Below are 17,835 nucleotides of genomic sequence, written 5' to 3'. Positions count from 1 at the left end.
AATGGGACGGAGTTTATCCCAGTTGAAGGTATTGGAACAAGCTGGAGTTGCAGTGACAGACTGCTCGACTCTAGAACTCGGGGATGTTTTGCGTACCCTGCCTGGACGCCGTGAAGTGTATCGTGCCACTATGGTCAGTCCCCAGTTGGAGGTGATTGCCAAGTGCTTTCTGCCACATCCTAAACAAGCTCGGGATTGGCGAAGAGAGTGGGAGGGCTTATTGCACTTGCAAGCAGCTGGTTTACCCGCGCCGATGCCCATTGCAGTGTGTCAGGATTCGCAGGAGCGGGTGTATGTCTTAATGCAGTATTTGCCTGATGCGGTGACTCTCGGGGCTTTCCTGGAGAGTGCTGAAGGAGCGGTTTTGCGGGATTGTATGGCACGGTTGGCCGAACTTGTAACTGCGCTGCAGCGAGTGGGGGCGCGTCAGACGGATCAGCATGCGGATAACTGGGCGCTTGCGGCGGGGCGTCTTTACTTGCTGGATGCCGGAAGCTATCGCTTTGAAGGGGCGCGCTTGGATGCGGCCGCATGTACGGCTGATGTGGCAGCAGTTTGTGTGACACTGCCACCGCAGGCGGAGCGCTTTTTTCGTGAGTCACTGGAGTTGTCAGATACGGCTAAGGCTGCATTAAGCGCTGCGCTGCCGTCGCTTCAGCAGGCACGTGTGCGGCGTTATTATAAAAAATCTCAACGCGCTTGCACCGAATTTGCCGCGCATACGGATGGCGAGTGGTTGGGCATGTCTGCAAAGCAAGCAGATCCGAATTTGGTTAAAAGCTTTTTTCAAGATCCTGATGCGCTGATGGAGTTGGGGGAGCGAATTAAATCCGGTAACACTTGTACAGTTCAGGGATTTTGCCGGGGGGATCGACGGTATGTGCTGAAACGCTATAATCAAAAGCCTTGGGGCACGCGTTTACGGCGGGCGCTGTTTCAATCACGTGCGCGTCGGAGCTGGTCGAATAGTTGGGTGCTAAATATGGCTTTCATTCCTACGGCGTCCTCTGTCGCCTTTGCAGAAGAGCGTGGTTTTCCGCTCAGACGCAGTTATTTATTAATGGAGCAGGTGAATGCATATTTGTTGCCGGATTATGTGGCGCGTTACCGAGAAGATCCCATTCGATTGGAGGCATTAGCCGCCGCGGTGGGGGAGATTTGGCTGCAGTTAGAGCGCATTGCGGCTGCTCATGGTGACTTGAAAGCTACCAATTGGATGGTGGATGCAGCAGGTCAGGTTTTTCTAATAGATCTGGATTCCTTCCGTTTTGGACTATCGGCCTCTGCCTTAAATGCTGGTAGAAAAAAGGATTTAAAACGCTTCTTAGAAAATTGGAAGTCGGATCCATCGCTGGTGGAGCTTTTTCGTGTGCGAATGGAGGCGCCGACACTGTTATGAAGAAAATTCTGGTCATCAAACCCTCTTCATTGGGTGATATTATTCACGGCTTGCAGGTGGTGGAATCGATCCGTGCTCAAGTGCCGCACTCGCACATTACATGGGTAGTGGAATCGGCCTTCGAATCAGTTGTGAATGCCTGTGCCACTGTGGATGCGGTCATTGTTTTTCAGCGTCGGGGAGGACTGCGTGCTTTTATGGGGTTGCTTCAGTCCATTCGTGCTGAGCGCTATGATATCGTGCTGGATCTTCAGGGGCTTGCGCGCAGTGGATTGATGACATGTGCGGCCCGTGCACATATGAAATTGGGGCGTGCGGACGCACGCGAAGGCGCAGGACTTTTTTATTCTAAACAGGTCGCCTTGCCCGCTAGTAAGCATTCGCATGCAGTTGAGATTTTGGCCAAATTTCTGCCAGCGCTTGATTTACGGGAAGAGGTATTGAGTTCGTTGCGCTTCGATTTTTCGGATCTTAAAAAGGACGATTTACTTGAAACTTCGTCAGGTGCGGTCCTTGTTTTTCCGGAGAGTCGGCGCGCCGAGAAGGAGTGGCCTGAGTTTCCGCATTTTATTCAAGCTGTGGCTGCGCGGAACCCGCAGTGTCGCTTTGCGTGGTGTGCCTCAGAGCGCTCTGCCGAGTTGTGCCCGGTTGCCAATAACATTATTAACCTGGCTGGTAAGACTAGCCTGCGCCAAGTCATTGCTTTGGTTCAAGCAGCGACAATGGTTGTCGCCAATGACAGTGGACCGGTGCATATTGCGGCAGCCGTGGGTACGCCAGTGCTTGCTGTCTATGGGCCGACACCGCCTGCCTTATATGGTCCGTATCCTTTGGAACGAAAGACGCATCGCACGATTTGTGCCGCGGATGGACAGATGAATTCCATCGCGCTTGAGCAAGTGATGCGGGAGTTCGATCAATTGATGCAGGTGCCCCGGGTTTGATTTGCTCTTGGCCAGTCCTGTGTTGAGTGGTCACAAGAAGCAGATATATCGGCGTTTTACTAGGATCAGTTGCTGAGTTGCTTAGTGATTTTATGAAGCCGTTATGTGAAGCCATTTTATGCAGCCTTTCAGAATTTCTTCTATTTAACGCTCGTAACTGCATTTCATTCGGGTATTGAGTCGAAGATTGCAATGACGACTACTGTTACAGGAAAATTAGAAGGGCTGGAAGGCTTCGAAAAACTCGATATCGGTGAGCTCTACCATGTCGGCGATCGACGCTTTGTGGATAAGGGATTAGCTTACTACCGTCAGTTTGCGGTCGAAGGTTTAGAATGGGACGGTCGGCAGAAGTGTATGACTGCGCTGGTGCAGGGGCGTCGTCACCATGCTTATGAAGTCACGCTACAGGTGCGCGCCGGACATTTAGTCCACGAGTGTGAGTGTGCGACTTGGGAGAGCGCTGGAGGCTGTAAACACGCCGTAGCGGCTGTGGCTGCTATGTTCCTCTCAGTCCAGGGAGTTAGTGTGGGTGGACAGTCCATGCCTGATGACTACGCACAGGAGTTGCGTAAGCAACTCGGCTACCGTGATGTCGGTGGTGAGGGGCATCAGGGAGAGGCGGAAGCACCACAGCAAGCCATCGAGTTTTTGCTGATGGAGTTAGATAACAATGGCAATATGGGCTTTAGTATTGAAGGGCCGGTGCCGTCGGATTTTTTGAGTTCATTTGGTATTGTACTTGCCAGTAGTTATGGCTTTCGCCTGTCACGTGAATTTGTGTTGTCGCATCCAGAGCAAACACTTGCACGCTTTCTCGAAGAAGCTGAGCGCGCTGGGATTACCGTGACTACTATGTTGGATGGTGAGCCACATCCTTTAACAATGTTGGAGGGGCAGGTGGATTTGGAGGTGGAGCACACGCTCTCGGAGGATCGGGTAGTGCGTACCATGCGTTTTCTGGATGTAGAGGGAGAGGAATTGGATGTGGTGCATCTGATTCCAAATAGTTCCTTGGTTTTGCTGGCGGACGGTGGGATCTGCCATGTGGGGTCCAATGGCTTGGGGGCTGTTGGTAATTTGGGGCCGATTCGAATGAATTTGGATGTGGAGGCTTTCAATGAACAGAATTTGACTCCTAATTCTTCCAGCGACTGTTATTTGTTTTTAGTTGAAGGGGCGAGAAAGAAGCCGAGCTTGATGAAGCCGCAGCAAGTGAGCTTGGAATTGGATCTGACCGCGATGGAAAATGTGGCTGGAGAGTGGGAAGCATTCGAATTTGATTTATGGCTTAATTTTGATGGTTGCCGAGTAGAACTCTACGAGTTGGTGTCTCGTTTTCTTGCTGCGCCTTTACATGTGTATGGGGGCAAGCTACTGAGTGCAAAGCGTCGTGTGCGGGCGCTTTGTGACCTGCTAAGGCGGGTGCTCTCTTCGGAGTTACCGGCAGATGATTTGGGCATGGAGAATTATGCCTCGGATTACCCCGAATTATTTGATGTGAACTATCGGGTTGGCGTTTGTGAAATCGCTGAGAAATTAGTGCACTCTCTGGAGGTCTTTGGAGCTGACTATCAAGTTACAGTGGCTGATAATTCTGAGCAACGATGGTTGTATGGCGATTTGGATTTGCGCAAGCTCGCGATGCTGCTCTTTAGTTTGAGTGATGCCTCGAGCCGAGCCGACCTGCTTAATCTGGAAGAAGGTTCTATTGAGCTGGCGCATCCGGAGGCGGGAGCAGAGGCCTTACAGCGTATTGTCTCTGTTTGTCGTACGCTGGGGGTTCAGGTTCAGTTTAATGAACAGGCCATTCGCTCGGAGCCTTTGAGTATTTCGGTTGATTCGCGGGCTTCGGGTTCCGATATCGATTGGTTTCAATTGCATCCCTCTATTCGTTGTGGCGATCGCACTATCAATCCTGAAGAATGGCAGAAGTTGATACTTGGTCAGCTTTTGATTGAAGATAAGGACGGCAGTCTAATTATGCCGCAACTTGAAGGCGGCGAAGGTGGTCTCGAAATGTTGGCTGAGCTCCTGCGCCCGCAGCGTAAGAAGCCGGATGGCAAGAAGGCTGAGGACGATGATGCACTTCAGGTATCTCGTTTGGAAATGCTCGACTGGATTATGTTACGCAAGCATGGAGTCCATGTGACTCTGCCTGAAGAGGCCGAGAACTTGTTCTCTAGTTTGTCACAGTTTAGTGGTGTGAAAGATTTTGTGAAGCCTGCTATTCTGAATGCGGACCTTCGCCCTTATCAGGAAGAGGGCTGTGCATGGATTGATTTTCTCTATCATCACCGGTTTGGAGCCTGTCTTGCAGATGATATGGGGCTTGGTAAAACCGTTCAGACCATTGCCTTCTTAGCGGGATACTTTGAAAAGAACCCAGACTTAGAACGAGCGAGTGTGCTGATAGTCTTGCCACCTAGTTTGGTTTTTAACTGGTTGGAGGAGTTTGCTCGTTTTGCACCAAGTTTGCGGGTAGCTGATTGTCTCAGTAAGGGGGCTTGGCACCAGGCCTTAGATCAGGCGCAGATTATTTTAACCACTTATGACCGTGTGCGCCTTGATCTGGAAGCGATGGAAGGGCATCGTTTCGAGATAGTTGTTTTCGATGAGGCGCATAACCTCAAGAACGTGTCTGCAGCCCGGACTAAAGCGGCGGCACATATCAATCGTCGTTTTACACTTTGTTTGACAGGAACGCCGGTGGAGAATAATGCGTCTGAGTTTTATTCTGTGATGTCGGCTGCGGTGCCGGGTATTTTTGGGACTTTGAAAGCCTTTAAAGAATATTTCCGTGAAGCCCCGGATCGAATTCTCGGGCGTTCACGGCCTTTTATTTTACGTCGGACCAAGGACAAGATTTTGAAAGATCTGCCCAAGAAGGAGGAGCATGAACTCTTTCTGGAAATGTCGCCGATGCAGAAAGAGATCTATACTCGCACTGTCGCGGAAGTTAAAGCTGAGGTGGCAGAAGCTTATGAGGATCGTCCGGAGCAACAGGCAGGAATCGTAGCGCTGGCCGCGATATTGCGCTTACGTCAAGTCTGCGTCAGTCCGGAGTTGCTGGGCAAGCACCTGCCGGAGCACGCACCGAAGTTTGGCTATATGGCGGACAAACTGGAAGAGCTACATGCCGAAGGGCATGGTGCCTTGGTCTTCAGCCAATTTATTGGTGGATTGGATCAAATGGAAGCTGTGGCCAAAGAGCGTGGCATCGATTACTTACGTATGGATGGACGCACGCCAGTGGCTAAGCGTAAAGAGATCGTGCAATCCTTCCAGAGTGGGCAAGGGCCGGCCTTTTTCTTTATCAGTCTAAAAACTGGTGGCGTTGGTCTAAATTTGACACGTGCTAACTATGTCTTTCACTTGGATCCTTGGTGGAATCCAGCGGTGGAGAACCAAGCCAGTGACCGTGCGCACCGTATCGGGCAGACGCGCTCGGTTTTTGTGCAACGTCTCATTATGCAGCATAGTATTGAAGCACGTATGTTGGAGCTCAAGGCTCGTAAGGCAGAGTTGTTTAAACAGTTGGTTGAAGAACCAGGTGCCAAATCGGCTAAGGCGGGACTGACGCGCCATGACTTTGATTATTTACTGAATGGTTGAGCCGTCGGTATCTGAATGTAGGTAGGGCTCTCTCGCCGAGAGAGCCGTCAGTGGAAGGCCGCTCTTGTGTGTTTCTCATGTTCGCCGCGGTATGCGGTTGCTCCGGCAACGGACGCCTCGGCGAGGCGTCCCTACCTGGCGTCATTCATTATTCGACGTTCATCAGCACCTCGGCGAAGGGCACTTCGGCGCAGCGTCCGAAGAGGGCTTTGCCGCGCAGGCCGCGCACCGCGGATACGGCAGGGGAGTTGAGTCCGCAAAGGAATCTGGCTTGCTGACGCGGACGGCCGAGGGCTTTGGGATGTGCGTGGACGAGCTGGTCGAAGCCTTTTAGATCGCAGTGGCCCATCGCGAGGCTTTGCCGCGTGGGCAGTTCGCCGGGCGCTTCGCCTTGGCAAATGCTGCAATGGCCGCAGTCTTGGATGGTCTCTCCGAAATATTCGAGCAGGTTGGCTGTCAGACAGCGACTGCCGCGGGCATAGTCGAGCATGCGGTGGATGCGCTCGATTTCCATTTGCTCGTGGGTTTCAAAGCTGGCCGCCATCTCCGCGCTGAGGGCATCGATGTCGGGTGTATCCGTAAGGAGTTCAAAACGCTGTCGGTAGCCGGCCAGTTGCAGCTGGGCGAGGTCTTTGTGCTCCATACTTTCCAGTGCCCGCAGAATGACGCCGCGGTCCTGTCCGGTGTGGGCCATGGCCTTGTCCATGTCTAGGGTGACCCATTTCTTGGCTTTGCTGCAGCAGCTGAAGACTTTCTTCAAAAAGGCGGCTTGGTTGGCGGGGTATTGGGCGAGTAACCGCTTGCTGTCTACTTTGGGGGCGAAACGTATGCTGCCATAGTAGTGTCCGACAGAGCGAATGATGCCCGCCAATTCCAAGCGGGTGAGCAAGGTGCTGATTACTAGTTGGCGCATGTCGAAGCGGCGCGAGAGGTCGGTGAGTGCGATGTCGATCTCGTCGCCGCCAGTTAGTAATTCGTCGAGTAGTCCGCGCAGACTGGTGCTGTCGGGCGTGTCGCCATAGACGAAGTTTTCCAAAGTGGTGGCGTCGTCGGGGCAGGCGAAGAGCTCGCAGACTGAGGGCTGTCCATCGCGTCCGGCGCGGCCGATCTCCTGCATGTAGCTCTCGTAGCCTTTAGCCATGTGGTAGTGGTAAATATAGCGGATGTCGGACTTGTCGATGCCCATGCCGAAGGCGATGGTGGCGCAAATGATGGGTGTGCGGCCTTGCATGAAGGCCTCTTGGGTGGCGACGCGTTTTTCCGCAGTCATGCCTGCGTGGTAGGCGGCCGCGTTGAAGCCGGATTGTTGCAAGTGCTCGGCGACTTCTTCGGCGTGGCGCTGTAGGCTGACGTATACGATGGTCGCGCCCGCAGGGCGTTGCTCGAGGCGCTCCAGTAAAAGCACGGGGCGTTCGGCGTCGTGGCAGGCGGTGACTCGCAGCTCTAGGTTGGCACGGTAAAATCCGGTGTTGGTGATGTCGGCGGTCGCAATGTCAAAGGCGCTCGCCATATCGCTGGCGACTTGTGGTGTGGCGGTGGCGGTGAGTGCCAGCACCCGCTCGACTTTGAGTGTGCGTGCGGCGTCGGCCAGTTTTAGGTAGTCGGGGCGGAAGTTGTGGCCCCAAGAGGAGATACAGTGGGCCTCGTCGACGGCGAGTAAGCTAATATTCTGACCGCGAATCAGGTTGAGGAAGCGTTCGTTGCTGAGGCGCTCAGGTGCGACGAAGAGTAGTTTGACTGTGCCGCTGCGAATGTCGTCGGTTACGCGGCGGTAGTCGGCCTCATCCAGGCTGGAGTCCAAACGCTCGGCTTGGATGCCTTTGGCGCGCAGGCTGTCGATTTGATCTTTCATCAGCGCCAATAAGGGCGAGATCACGAGTGTCAGCCCCGGCAGTAGTAGCGAGGGCAGTTGGTAGCACAGACTCTTGCCCGAGCCGGTGGGGAAGATGGCACCGGCACTGCGCCCGTCGAGTAGACATTCAATCACGGCCTGCTGGCCGGGGCGAAACGCGTCGAAGCCGAAGCGTTCTTTGAGTAGGGTGAGTGGGGCAGGCAGATTCGACATAAGCCTATTTAAGATTCGTTCTCAGTATTCAGCCAAGTTGCTGCTTCCTCGAGTGTAGTGAATAGCTGAGTCATCCAAGGAGATTTTCCTCGAGTGTAGCGGTCGTAGGTCTCGGACAGGAATTGACCATCTTTGGCAGTCGTGACGACTGCAACCTTGACGCGAGGATTACTGCGGGCTGCTGCCATATCCAGATGTGCGATTTTCCGCATATGTTTTTCCGTAACCTTTACCTCAGTCACCGCGGTGAGATCGACTACTTGGTAGCGAATGTCGTCAAAGCGTTCATCTCCGAATATTTCGAAATTTGATCTGAGAAGTTCTTCACCAGTCAGAGTGCCTGAGTAAGTCCAGATAATTCCGTGAGTTTGCCATTTTGTTTCGTAAGGCATTAGATGCGAGGGGTTACAATTGGAAATAAGGTTAGTAGGGAGTTTGTGCTCCATGAGTCATGCCTGTGAGGCAATCACTCATGTTTTGCACCTTAAGGAGCTGTATAGATTTTTGCAGCTTTTACAAGGTTTGGCATGGGCTCTGTGTATTGAGTACTCATATCCAGTTTGTTTAGCTTCCGATGCCTAGCTGTCAAAATTCTCAAATATTTGTAGATAAGCACCAAAAATACTGAATGTTGTATAAATGACTAAGGCTGCAATGACAGCTAGAAGTAGTGCTGGGTAGATGATTGTGGCGCGGGTCATCGCACGGTTGGCACGTGCCTGATACTCGCGTCCAATGATGAGTAGATTAGTGTCCAATTGGCCGCTTCGGGCGCCAGTTTGATAAAAGGAAAGAAAGTCTGCAGGAAAGCAATCGAATTGCTGCAGCTTGTTGGAAGGCTCGGCTCCAGCTGCAAAAGTGGATTCTAGTTGTTCGGTTGCCTGAGTGTAGCGAGTGTCATTGACTAATTTGGATGACAGTCGCCAGGCGCTCGGGACCGGCACTCCGGCTGCAATAAATGTTCCGAGCGAATACGCTAAATCTGCTAATGCCTGTGCTTCACTGTAAGTTTTTAATATCGGAAGTCGTCGAAGTATGTGAGGGAGCCACGGATGCTGACTGCGGACGAGATAAATGCATGTAGCTATGATGCACCATGTCGGCGTGAGTAGGGAGGCTGTTTCCAATAAGTACTGAGGTAAGCTCCAACTCAATCCATTCTCAAAATCGATCATCCGCGCGATGGGCAGGATGCCTATGGTAATATGGAGCACGACGAGAGGATAGGTGAGCCCCAGTAGTAATTTCAGCTGTGAGGCGCCAATTTCGGCATGGCGTGCGGAGAGATTCGCCAAGGTCTGCGTCAGATTACCTGTTTCCCAACCTGCCAGTAGAAATTGACGGTCGGCTGGTGGTAACCACTTGGGGGCATCCGCTAATACTGTCGGAAATGAGACGCCTTCTTCCAAACGTTCGGCCATTGTAGTGCGTTCGGCTGTTGGCAGGCCTTTGCAGAGTCGCAGTGCATCGCTGAGCAGAACTCCAGCCTCTAAATGCTGCCCGAGTTGTGCATACCAATTGGAGAGTTCTGTGTGCGAAGTCATTTTTTAAGCAATGTGGATAGAAGCATTGATGGCGATAGGTAAAATTCAGCTTTGATACTTGGCGCAAATGCGCTTCATTCTTGCCACGACTAAATGATGACGAGTGATTACAAAAAGGTGCGGGCGTGAGTCGTCTTTGGAAATTTCTGGCGCTGGCTGCAGTCGTGTACGTGCTACTGTTTGGGCTGACCTTTCTGGCGGATCCCTTGGGGCAAACGCCTGTGCTGGATGCGCGTGAGAACGTGGCCTGGGCGCAGATCATTCGAGCTGGCCAGCTGCCGCAGGAGCCGATCTATCGAGCTTTATTGTATCCTTTGATTTTAGCGCAAGCACCTGCTTCGTTTTTGCCATGGGCGGCAACTTGTTTCGGTATCTTACTGCACTTGACGAGTGCGGTTCTGGTCGGGCTGATTGCTATGCAACTATGGCGTGATCGGGGCGCGGCATGGAGCTCTGGTTTGTTGTTTGCTGTTTATCCCGTCGCCTTATATTTTTCAGGACAGGTGCTGGATATTACTTTTTCCATCACACTCTTCCTGGCGGCGATCTATACGCTGCTGCGAGGTATGGAGGCATCTGCTGCATGTTCGCAAATAGCGTGGGGGCTGGCGGCTGGACTCTTCGGGGGGCTCGCAGTGCTTGCGCGTCCTAATTTTTTACCACCCGCGCTTTGCCTCCCTGTCGTGATATTGTTTGCCCAGACACGTTCGTGGAGGACTCCGCTCTGCGCTGGTGCAGGTCTACTGCTGATGCTGTGTCTGCAAGGCTGGGCGAATCAACAACTTTCGGGGCAGTTCCGATTATTGCCCTGGCAGGGGGCCTATAACCTTTACGCGGCCAACTGTGAAGGAGCCAATGGCAAATATTATACGCAGCGCGTTAGCTTCAATGAAGTGCCCGCAGGTAAGAATACCACTCGCATGGAATCCGAGCATTTTTATCGTGAGGCATTCGGTGCGGATGTGGATTTGGAGGTGGATGCGATGAATGCATATTGGCGCGAACAATTGCGCGAGTCCGTCGCCGCAGATCCCTGGCGATGGCTGGGGCTCATGGGGCGCAAGGGCTTCTATGTCTTTAATAATTGGGAACAGTATAACAATCTGAGCTATCATTATCATCAGGCACGTTGGCCTTTGTTGGCCTGGAACCCTTTGGGCTGGGGAGTGCTCTTGTTGTTCGCAGGGGCCGGGCTCTGCTTTGGTTACCGGAATTCCGATCGACCTGCTTTTTGGGGAATCACTATACTCGGGCTGGCATATGCCGCAGGGCTGTTGCTCTTTTTTGTCAGTGCGCGTTTTCGCTTGCCGCTGGTTCCTCTGCTCTGCGTGGCCGCGGGGGGCTGTGTCTTTTTGCGTAGGCCGCAAGGTAGGCGCGATTGGAGCCTAGCGACTATACTGCTGTTATGCCTGGGAGGCTTGGCCTTTGGCAACTGGTTTGATGCCAGAGACCGTGCGCCTTTTATCCAAGACGAAGTGCTGCTCGCAAAAGCCAATAGCGAGCTTGGAGATGATTTGCAGGCTTTAGCGCTATCGCGCTCCGTCTTGGCACGTGACCCTATGCGCGCAGAGGCGCAAGGCCTCGAGTTGACGAGTCTCTTTAACCTGTGGTTACTCCAGCGTGAGCCGATTTATTGGCAAGATTTAGCCCCCGCGCTTGAGAGGGTTCAGTCCAGCGATGCGGCTGTTGAATTTATTCGTGGCGTATTTTTGTGGCGTGAGGCTCAGCCTCAGCAGGCCATCGCGATCTGGCAGGCCGCGGTTCGAGACTTCGGCGCGAAGGCACGCTCCAGTGCGGATGCGCTTCAAGCTGTGGGAGCCGCGCCCCCGGAAGCAGGGCGTTCTCAAATCGTCGAGCAGTTGCGGCAGATTTTAGGCGTCTGATCTTAGCCTTCTAGCTTGCTATTTTTCTTATTTAGAATAATTCTAAATTAAGTATGAGTAAAGCAAGGCCGAGTCCAAATGCTGCTGAATGGGTCGATGCCCTAGCTGTATTTTTACAGGAGAGCAGTCGCGTCGAGGCGATCCGGGTGGATGCTGCGCATCATCGAGTCGAGGTTGCGACCTTGGGCGAAGTGGATGTCGCTGCGTTGCAAGCGCGTCTGGAGGCGACGCTGGCTGCCATTGAGCAAAGCCCACACTCCAAAGCAATTGGAGTCTCGGTCGATTCCAAGCCTGATGGTGGACTGGAATTGAGCAAAGCGACTTGCCTGACTGCGCCTAAACTTTGGCGCTGGCGTGAATTGTCGATGCCTGGGGAGGCTGCGGCCGAGGAAGAGGATTGGCGAACTCTGGCCATGTTGGCCGGCGCCTGTGCCATCTTGGGGCTCACGGCTTGGGGCATGGATACTGCGGACGTGGCTCCTGCCTGGCTGCCGATGGGGCTGTATCTCGCTGCGATGCTGGCGGGTGGTTGGGACGCCTTTCAGGATGCGCGAGAGGGACTGCCCAAGGGGGAGCTGGATATACACTTTCTAATGTTGGCCGTGGCGGTCGGTGCGGCCTGCATTGGTGCGTGGGCGGAAGGGGCATTGTTGCTCTTTCTCTTTTCGTTTTCGGGGGCCTTGGAGCATTTTGCGCTGCACCGCACGCGCCGCGAGATAAACAGTCTATTCGATGCGGCTCCTAAGACGGCCTTGCGAGTGGATGCCTCGGGGAGCGAGCATCAGATACCGGTGTCTCAGGTGCAGGTCGGCCATATACTGTCGGTCAAGCCCGGCGGGCTATTTCCGGTAGATGCCGAAGTGATCGAGGGGAAAACTGCTGCCGACGAGTCCAATCTCACAGGTGAGGCGAACCCAGTCGCGAAGCTCCAGGGTGATCCTGTGTTTAGTGGCACGCTCAATCTGTGGGGCGCGGTGCACGTTCGGGCGACGAAGCTCGCGGGGGAGAGTGCTTTGCAGAAAGTGATTCGGCTGATCCAAGAAGCGCAGCATTTAAAAGCGCCCAGTCAGCGCTTCACTGACCGCTTTGGCACGGGGTATACTGTTGGTATCTTGGGGCTTACTGCTCTGATGTTTTTTGTGTGGTGGCTCGGCTTTGGCATTCCCGCTTTCACTAATACCGAGCTCGGCTTTTCGGCCTTTTACCGCGCCATGACTTTGCTGGTGGTCGCTAGCCCCTGCGCCTTAGTCATTTCGATTCCTTCAGCGATTCTTGCTTCCATCGCATGGGGCGCCCGGCATGGCGTGCTTTTCCGCGGCGGGGCGGCGATCGAAAAATTGGCAGAGGTGAATCTAGTGGCATTGGATAAAACAGGCACGCTGACCACGGGCGAAATGGAAGTGGATCGTATCGAAAGTTTCCCGCCTGGACGCGAAGATGAGGCATTGGAGCTGGCCTATTCACTGGAGAGTCACGGTTCGCACCCGATCGGACGTGCGATTCAAAAATACGCCAAAGCACAAGGGGCTCACCAAAGGAAAATCGATGACTTTGAAGCAATGAGCGGTCAAGGCGTGCAGGGCCGGGCAGGCGATGCGCTCTGTGTGCTGGGACGACGCGAACTGCTGGAGGCTGGCCCCTTGGCTGAGTGGATCCAGGCCGTGCCGGAGCCGTCGCAGGAGTTTGTTGAAAACTGGATTTTTAAGGGCGATCTGATCGCTCGCATCTTATTGCGCGATCAAATACGGCTTGAATCCGCGGCCACGCTTGAGGCCTTGCGCGGGCTAGGCGTGCGCACTGTGATGCTGACTGGTGACCGCCGCGCGGCGGCTGAATCTGTCGGGAGCCAGATTGGTATCGACGAGATACGAGCCGCCCTCAGCCCGGAGGGAAAAGTGTCTGCCATTCGCGAGTATACCGAAGCTGGATACAAGGTCGCGATGGTTGGTGATGGCGTCAATGATGCGCCATGCTTGGCGGCCGCCTATGTCTCGGTCGCCATGGGAGCCCGCGGCAGTGATGCGGCGCTGGAGCAGAGCGAGGTGGTGCTGATGAAGGATCGCATCGAGAATTTTCTAGCGGCGGTCTCTCTGAGTAATCGAGCCCGCGCCATCATTCGTCAAAACCTCGCTATCGCCCTCGGCACCGTCATCCTAATGGCCGGCGCTGCGATCCTAGGTTGGATTCCACTCAGCATCGGAGTCTTCGCCCACGAAGGCAGCACCGTCGTCGTCTGCCTCAACAGCCTGCGGCTGCTCTTTAAATCTTAGTCGTTCTGTTGCTAGAGCTCGCCTAAAGGTACACATCGGCGAATTGCATTGACATTGTTTGTGTGTGTCGTGTGTATTGTGGTGGGTGAAGAGTGGCGATGTAATTAAGAAACTGAAATTAGATGGTTGGTTTTTGGCACATCTTAAAGGTAGTCATCAGCAGTTTAAACACCCGACTAAACCGGGTCGGCTTACTGTGCCACACCCGAAGAAAGATCTCCCCATTGGAACGATCAAAGCGATTGCCAAGCAGGCCGGGATCAAACTCTAAAACAGAAAGATATTTTTTATGAATTTCCCAGTAATCATCCATAAAGACAGTGATAGCGATTATGGTGTAACTATCCCCGATTTACCCGGCTGCTTCAGTGCCGGCAGTTCGTATGAAGATGCGCTGGCCAATGCTCGTGAGGCGATCGAGTGCCATATCGAAGGCATGTTAGAGGACGGTGAAGCCTTGCCACAGGCCAAGAGTATCGAGCATCATAAAGCCAATGAATTGGCTCAGGATGCGGTATTTGCTTTGGTGGCTGTCGATTTGAGCAAATTAAGCGGCAAGGTGAAACGAGTGAACATTACCTTCCCCGAGCGTTTATTAAGCCAGGTGGATCATTTTGCTGGCTCACATGGAGAGTCTCGTTCGGGACTCCTGGTCAATGCGGCGCTGGAATATATCAGTAGTCGTTCAAAATCAGCCTAGCCTCAACAGCCTGCGGCTGCTCTTTCAATCAAACAAAGAATAAGTCCAAAAAGAACAGGCAGATCACGCACACGCTGATTCCAAACTTGAGCGCAAAGGCCAAGATGCCGCCCACCACGGTGCCGATGCCCGCTTTGCCCCCGTCACGAAAACTGCGGCCCGCGGCCAGTTCACCAATCACCGCACCCAGAATCGGACCCACGATTAGCCAGAAGAGCGGGGGAGGGATGAAGAAGCCCACGAAGGCTCCCACAAAAGCGCCGACCGCGCCTTTCCAAGTCGCGCCAAATCGCCGCGCGCCCCAGACGCCCATCACGAAGTCTGCCAGCTGCCCGAGTAGTGTCAGCACGCCGCCAAGGATCACGATCTTCCAAGTCACCGAGTCTTCCGCACCCATCCAGAGGCGGTGCACGATCACACCCAGCCATACGATGAGAGCGCCTGGCACCACTGGTAATAATGAGCCCGCCAAGCCAATCATAAAAATCAATACGCTGACACCCAGCGCCGTATATTCCATTGCAGTCATAATAATTAATGGTAATTCACGAAATTAACGGTTCCAATTCATTTCAAATCAGACGCGGATCAAAGGCACAGGGTTCGGCCTTGCCGATCTTTATTCGGTCAAATTTCGCATGCCGAGGATTCAATAAGTAGTTTGGCTCTTCGGGGATAATCGCACTGCGCACTTCCAGGATTGGTTGTTGGGCGCGCCTAAGCCAATCCCGCCCCACTGTTTGCGTGCGGGGCGAAACCGTTAACGATGACAAGGCATCCGTTAATTCAGAGAGTGCCGCCGTCTCGATCAATTGCTTTGAAAAACTCACTGGATAGCGGACATACTGCACCTGACGCAGTGAACCCTCTGCGTGCACCAAGGTTTCCAGCGCTGCCAACGCCCGCGTGTCGGCCAGATACACTACAGACAGTCCCGGCGGATTCCAGCGTCCACCATACAGCCGCGCGCCTTCACCGTCAAAAGCACGTCCTGCCCAACGTGTCTGCACGATCCGCCAAGCCGTAATCATTAGCTAAATACACCGTGCTCGATGCGACCTAATAAATTTTCCACTTCACGTGCACCCGCTTCGGTCTCGGCAAACTGTAGCGGACTCTCGTAGCCCAGCGCACGTGCGGGCGCTTTCAGCCATTGTTGTGCCGCAGCTTCATCGCCCAATGTGCTTTTGGCCCGTGCATACAGCCGCGCATATCGTAAGAGCCGATCCGATTCCTGTGGGTCTAAACGACGCCCCTTGCGCCGACGAACCAAAGTGCTGCGCGAAATCCCCAAATGCCCCGCCAGCTCCTCAGCGGCCAAGCCCAAAAGTGCCTGCAGTGCTTCAAATTCGACCATCGGCAGCCCCGCGCGGATGCATGCCACCGTTTCGCCCGGTCCCATGGCTTCGCCTTTGGGCATGCCAGGCTTTTCCCCATAGATCGCAGCGGGTTCTTCAATGATAAGATCGTCTGCCTTTACTTTCTTGTCCATTTGAGACTTATTTAATGCTCATTTGGCTAGATCGCAAGTCTTTTGATCAGTATCACCAGGGGAGACAAAGTCAGCTTTACAGTAATTAACGGAAATTCACGAAATTAACGGTTCAAATCGCAGTGCCTGCGGACGCAGCTAGTTCCACTTCGTCATGCGGTCGAATTTGCGTTTGCCATTTATGGCAAGGCGCGCACATTCGCGGGCTTCGTTATGACAGATAAGACCGCCAATCCCGACAATTCGCACGATTTATACGCCGTGCGCCTGCAAAAGCTTGAGAATCTCTGCAAAGAGGATCGCAACCCCTTTGCCGCTAACTGCGCGCAAAGCCATACATCTGAGGAGGCGATTAAACTCTATAAAGAAGGCGTCGCCGATGAGGAACAGCCCAAAGTCGCCGTGGCCGGACGCATCGTCGTCTTCCGCGTGATGGGCAAGGCCAGCTTTATCAAGATCCAAGACCGCGACGGTCAGATCCAGGCCTACGTCACCCGCGACGAATTGCCAGAAGGGGAGTATAACACCTATTTCAAAAAGCTCGATCTTGGCGACATTATCGGCATCGAAGGCCGACTTTTTAAAACCAAGACCGGCGAGATCACCGTCCGTGCCGAAAGCTATACGCTCGTCTCCAAGTCCCTGCGCCCACTTCCCGAGAAATGGGCCGGTCTCACAGACGACGATAAAATCTATCGTCAGCGCTACCTCGACCTGATTGTCAACCAGGACTCACGTCAACGCTTCCGTCACCGCGCCAAAATCATTCAGGAAATGCGCAAGTATCTCTGGGAGCGCGATTTCACCGAAGTCGAGACCCCCATGTTGCAGTCCGTTGCCGGCGGTGCGGCCGCACGTCCATTCATCACCCATTCCAACGCCCTCGATTGCGACTTCTACATGCGCATTGCGCTCGAGCTCTACCTCAAGCGCATGCTCGTCGCAGGCGAAGACCGCGTCTTCGAGATCGGCCGCGTCTTCCGCAACGAAGGCCTCTCCCGACGCCACAACCCAGAGTTCACCATGTTGGAACTCTATCAGGCCTACACCGACTTTCGCGGCATGATGGAGCTCACGCAAGGGCTCATCCAACACGTCGCCAAGACCGTGATTGGCAGCCTCGAAATCGCCCGTCCCGACGGCACCGTCATCAACCTCGACGGTGAATGGCGCGAAGCCAAATATAAGGACCTCATCATCGAAGCCACCGGCGACGCCGACTGGTTCAGCCACAGCCGCGAGGACAAGCTCGAAAAAGCCCGCGCCCTCAATATCGAGGTCGATGGCGAGCTCGAAGACTACGAGATCACCAACAACGTCTTTGAAAAGCTCATTGAGCCCACGCTGATACAGCCCACCTTTGTGACGCACATTCCCAAGGAGCTTTGCCCCTTGGCCAAGATCACGCAAGACGACGACACCACCATCGACGTCTTCGAGCTCTGCATCAACGGACAAGAGATCGCGCCCGCATATTCCGAGCAGAACGACCCCATCATCCAGCGCAAAATGTTCGAGGCCCAGGTCGGGGAAGAAGTGCAAGACATGGACACCGACTTCCTCACCGCGCTCGAGCACGGCATGCCCCCCGCAGGTGGCATGGGCCTAGGAATCGACCGTCTCATCATCCTTCTAACAGGCGCTGAGAGCATTCGTGACACCATCCTGTTCCCAAGTTTAAAGCCCCTCAAACAAGAGGCAGAAAAATAAATAAAAAATTCTCACGAAACTATTGACAAGGGGCAAAATCATTCCCTTTATACGCGCTTTCCCACGAGCCGAGAGGCTCCGAAGAAACGATTTTATTGCTCGGTAGCTCAGCGGTAGAGCAGGTGACTGTTAATCACTTGGTCGCTGGTTCGATCCCAGCCCGAGCAGCCATTTCGTTTTTAAAGCGAACTACTTTCAAAAGTAGTTAACTGG

General features: G+C 53.8%; 14 protein-coding genes and 1 tRNA gene. 9 read left to right on the top strand and 6 right to left on the bottom strand.

The annotated features are described in order from the left end of the window. Position 1 precedes the first annotated feature (1 nt). The 3 genes from QEH59_RS11915 (at position 2) to QEH59_RS11905 (ending at position 5,958) form a co-directional block, all read left to right on the top strand. Positions 2-1,399 (top strand): lipopolysaccharide kinase InaA family protein, encoded by a 1,398-nt coding sequence (locus QEH59_RS11915; RefSeq protein ID WP_308985600.1) that lies wholly within the window; start codon positions 2-4, stop codon positions 1,397-1,399. Further along, positions 1,396-2,343: a glycosyltransferase family 9 protein gene (locus QEH59_RS11910; protein WP_308985599.1), complete on the top strand. Its 948-nt coding sequence runs from the start codon at positions 1,396-1,398 to the stop codon at positions 2,341-2,343. Before QEH59_RS11915 ends, QEH59_RS11910 begins: the two co-directional genes overlap by 4 nt. A gap of 105 nt (positions 2,344-2,448) precedes the next feature. Then, the gene (locus QEH59_RS11905; protein WP_308985598.1) at positions 2,449-5,958 is read left to right on the top strand and encodes a DEAD/DEAH box helicase; all 3,510 of its coding nucleotides are present in this window, start codon (positions 2,449-2,451) and stop codon (positions 5,956-5,958) included. 148 nt (positions 5,959-6,106) lie between these two features. On the opposite strand, the gene QEH59_RS11900 is transcribed toward QEH59_RS11905, so the two are convergent. From QEH59_RS11900 to QEH59_RS11890, 3 genes are all read right to left on the bottom strand, one after another. Next, positions 6,107-8,023 carry a RecQ family ATP-dependent DNA helicase gene (locus QEH59_RS11900; protein WP_308985597.1) on the bottom strand — a complete coding sequence of 639 codons (1,917 nt, stop codon included), beginning with the start codon at positions 8,021-8,023 and terminating at the stop codon, positions 6,107-6,109. 8 nt (positions 8,024-8,031) lie between these two features. Further along, positions 8,032-8,415 (bottom strand): hypothetical protein, encoded by a 384-nt coding sequence (locus QEH59_RS11895; RefSeq protein WP_308985596.1) that lies wholly within the window; start codon positions 8,413-8,415, stop codon positions 8,032-8,034. Between the two features lie 186 nt (positions 8,416-8,601). Then, positions 8,602-9,567 (bottom strand): type II secretion system F family protein, encoded by a 966-nt coding sequence (locus tag QEH59_RS11890; protein ID WP_308985595.1) that lies wholly within the window; start codon positions 9,565-9,567, stop codon positions 8,602-8,604. Positions 9,568-9,692: 125 nt separating this feature from the next. Between QEH59_RS11890 and QEH59_RS11885 the strand changes: the two genes are divergently transcribed. From QEH59_RS11885 to QEH59_RS11870, 4 genes are all read left to right on the top strand, one after another. Beyond that, the gene (locus QEH59_RS11885; RefSeq protein WP_308985594.1) at positions 9,693-11,450 is read left to right on the top strand and encodes an ArnT family glycosyltransferase; all 1,758 of its coding nucleotides are present in this window, start codon (positions 9,693-9,695) and stop codon (positions 11,448-11,450) included. 53 nt (positions 11,451-11,503) lie between these two features. After that, entirely contained in the window at positions 11,504-13,720 is a 2,217-nt protein-coding gene (locus QEH59_RS11880; RefSeq protein ID WP_308985593.1) for a heavy metal translocating P-type ATPase, read from the top strand. Between the two features lie 85 nt (positions 13,721-13,805). Then, positions 13,806-13,991: a type II toxin-antitoxin system HicA family toxin gene (locus tag QEH59_RS11875; protein ID WP_345785341.1), complete on the top strand. Its 186-nt coding sequence runs from the start codon at positions 13,806-13,808 to the stop codon at positions 13,989-13,991. A gap of 18 nt (positions 13,992-14,009) precedes the next feature. Then, a complete protein-coding gene (locus tag QEH59_RS11870; protein WP_308952029.1) occupies positions 14,010-14,420 on the top strand; it encodes a type II toxin-antitoxin system HicB family antitoxin in 411 nt (136 codons plus the stop codon). Positions 14,421-14,448: 28 nt separating this feature from the next. Here the strand turns inward: QEH59_RS11870 and QEH59_RS11865 are convergent, their stop codons facing one another. The 3 genes from QEH59_RS11865 to parS are packed head-to-tail and all read right to left on the bottom strand — an operon-like array spanning position 14,449 to position 15,912. Then, positions 14,449-14,949: a DUF456 domain-containing protein gene (locus tag QEH59_RS11865; RefSeq protein WP_308985591.1), complete on the bottom strand. Its 501-nt coding sequence runs from the start codon at positions 14,947-14,949 to the stop codon at positions 14,449-14,451. A 43-nt stretch (positions 14,950-14,992) separates the two neighbouring features. Then, entirely contained in the window at positions 14,993-15,451 is a 459-nt protein-coding gene (locus tag QEH59_RS11860) for an RES family NAD+ phosphorylase (protein ID WP_308985590.1), read from the bottom strand. Next, positions 15,451-15,912 (bottom strand): type II RES/Xre toxin-antitoxin system antitoxin, encoded by a 462-nt coding sequence (gene parS, locus QEH59_RS11855; RefSeq protein ID WP_308985589.1) that lies wholly within the window; start codon positions 15,910-15,912, stop codon positions 15,451-15,453. Before parS ends, QEH59_RS11860 begins: the two co-directional genes overlap by 1 nt. A 213-nt stretch (positions 15,913-16,125) precedes the next feature. On the opposite strand from parS, the gene lysS reads away from it, so the two are divergent. Next, positions 16,126-17,622, top strand: coding sequence for a lysine--tRNA ligase (gene lysS / locus QEH59_RS11850; protein WP_308985588.1), 1,497 nt, complete (start codon positions 16,126-16,128; stop codon positions 17,620-17,622). Positions 17,623-17,718: 96 nt separating this feature from the next. Beyond that, positions 17,719-17,793 (top strand) — tRNA-Asn (locus QEH59_RS11845). The last annotated feature ends 42 nt before the right edge of the window (positions 17,794-17,835 follow it).

Origin of the sequence: Thalassobacterium sedimentorum, assembly GCF_031127905.1 — a bacterium.
Lineage (GTDB): Bacteria > Verrucomicrobiota > Verrucomicrobiia > Opitutales > Coraliomargaritaceae > Thalassobacterium > Thalassobacterium sedimentorum.
The sequence above is the reverse complement of the archived record's forward strand: the minus strand, read 5'-3'. Positions and strand labels throughout refer to the sequence as shown.

Bases quoted from the DNA above. Each gene is read 5' to 3' on its own strand.
- parS (WP_308985589.1), bottom strand. From the start codon at position 15,912: ATGGACAAGAAAGTAAAGGCAGACGATCTTATCATTGAAGAACCCGCT.
- QEH59_RS11910 (WP_308985599.1), top strand. From the start codon at position 1,396: ATGAAGAAAATTCTGGTCATCAAACCCTCTTCATTGGGTGATATTATT.
- lysS (WP_308985588.1), top strand. From the start codon at position 16,126: ATGACAGATAAGACCGCCAATCCCGACAATTCGCACGATTTATACGCC.
- QEH59_RS11870 (WP_308952029.1), top strand. From the start codon at position 14,010: ATGAATTTCCCAGTAATCATCCATAAAGACAGTGATAGCGATTATGGT.
- QEH59_RS11895 (WP_308985596.1), bottom strand. From the start codon at position 8,415: ATGCCTTACGAAACAAAATGGCAAACTCACGGAATTATCTGGACTTAC.
- QEH59_RS11890 (WP_308985595.1), bottom strand. From the start codon at position 9,567: ATGACTTCGCACACAGAACTCTCCAATTGGTATGCACAACTCGGGCAG.
- QEH59_RS11860 (WP_308985590.1), bottom strand. From the start codon at position 15,451: ATGATTACGGCTTGGCGGATCGTGCAGACACGTTGGGCAGGACGTGCT.
- QEH59_RS11915 (WP_308985600.1), top strand. From the start codon at position 2: ATGGGACGGAGTTTATCCCAGTTGAAGGTATTGGAACAAGCTGGAGTT.
- QEH59_RS11900 (WP_308985597.1), bottom strand. From the start codon at position 8,023: ATGTCGAATCTGCCTGCCCCACTCACCCTACTCAAAGAACGCTTCGGC.
- QEH59_RS11880 (WP_308985593.1), top strand. From the start codon at position 11,504: ATGAGTAAAGCAAGGCCGAGTCCAAATGCTGCTGAATGGGTCGATGCC.
- QEH59_RS11865 (WP_308985591.1), bottom strand. From the start codon at position 14,949: ATGACTGCAATGGAATATACGGCGCTGGGTGTCAGCGTATTGATTTTT.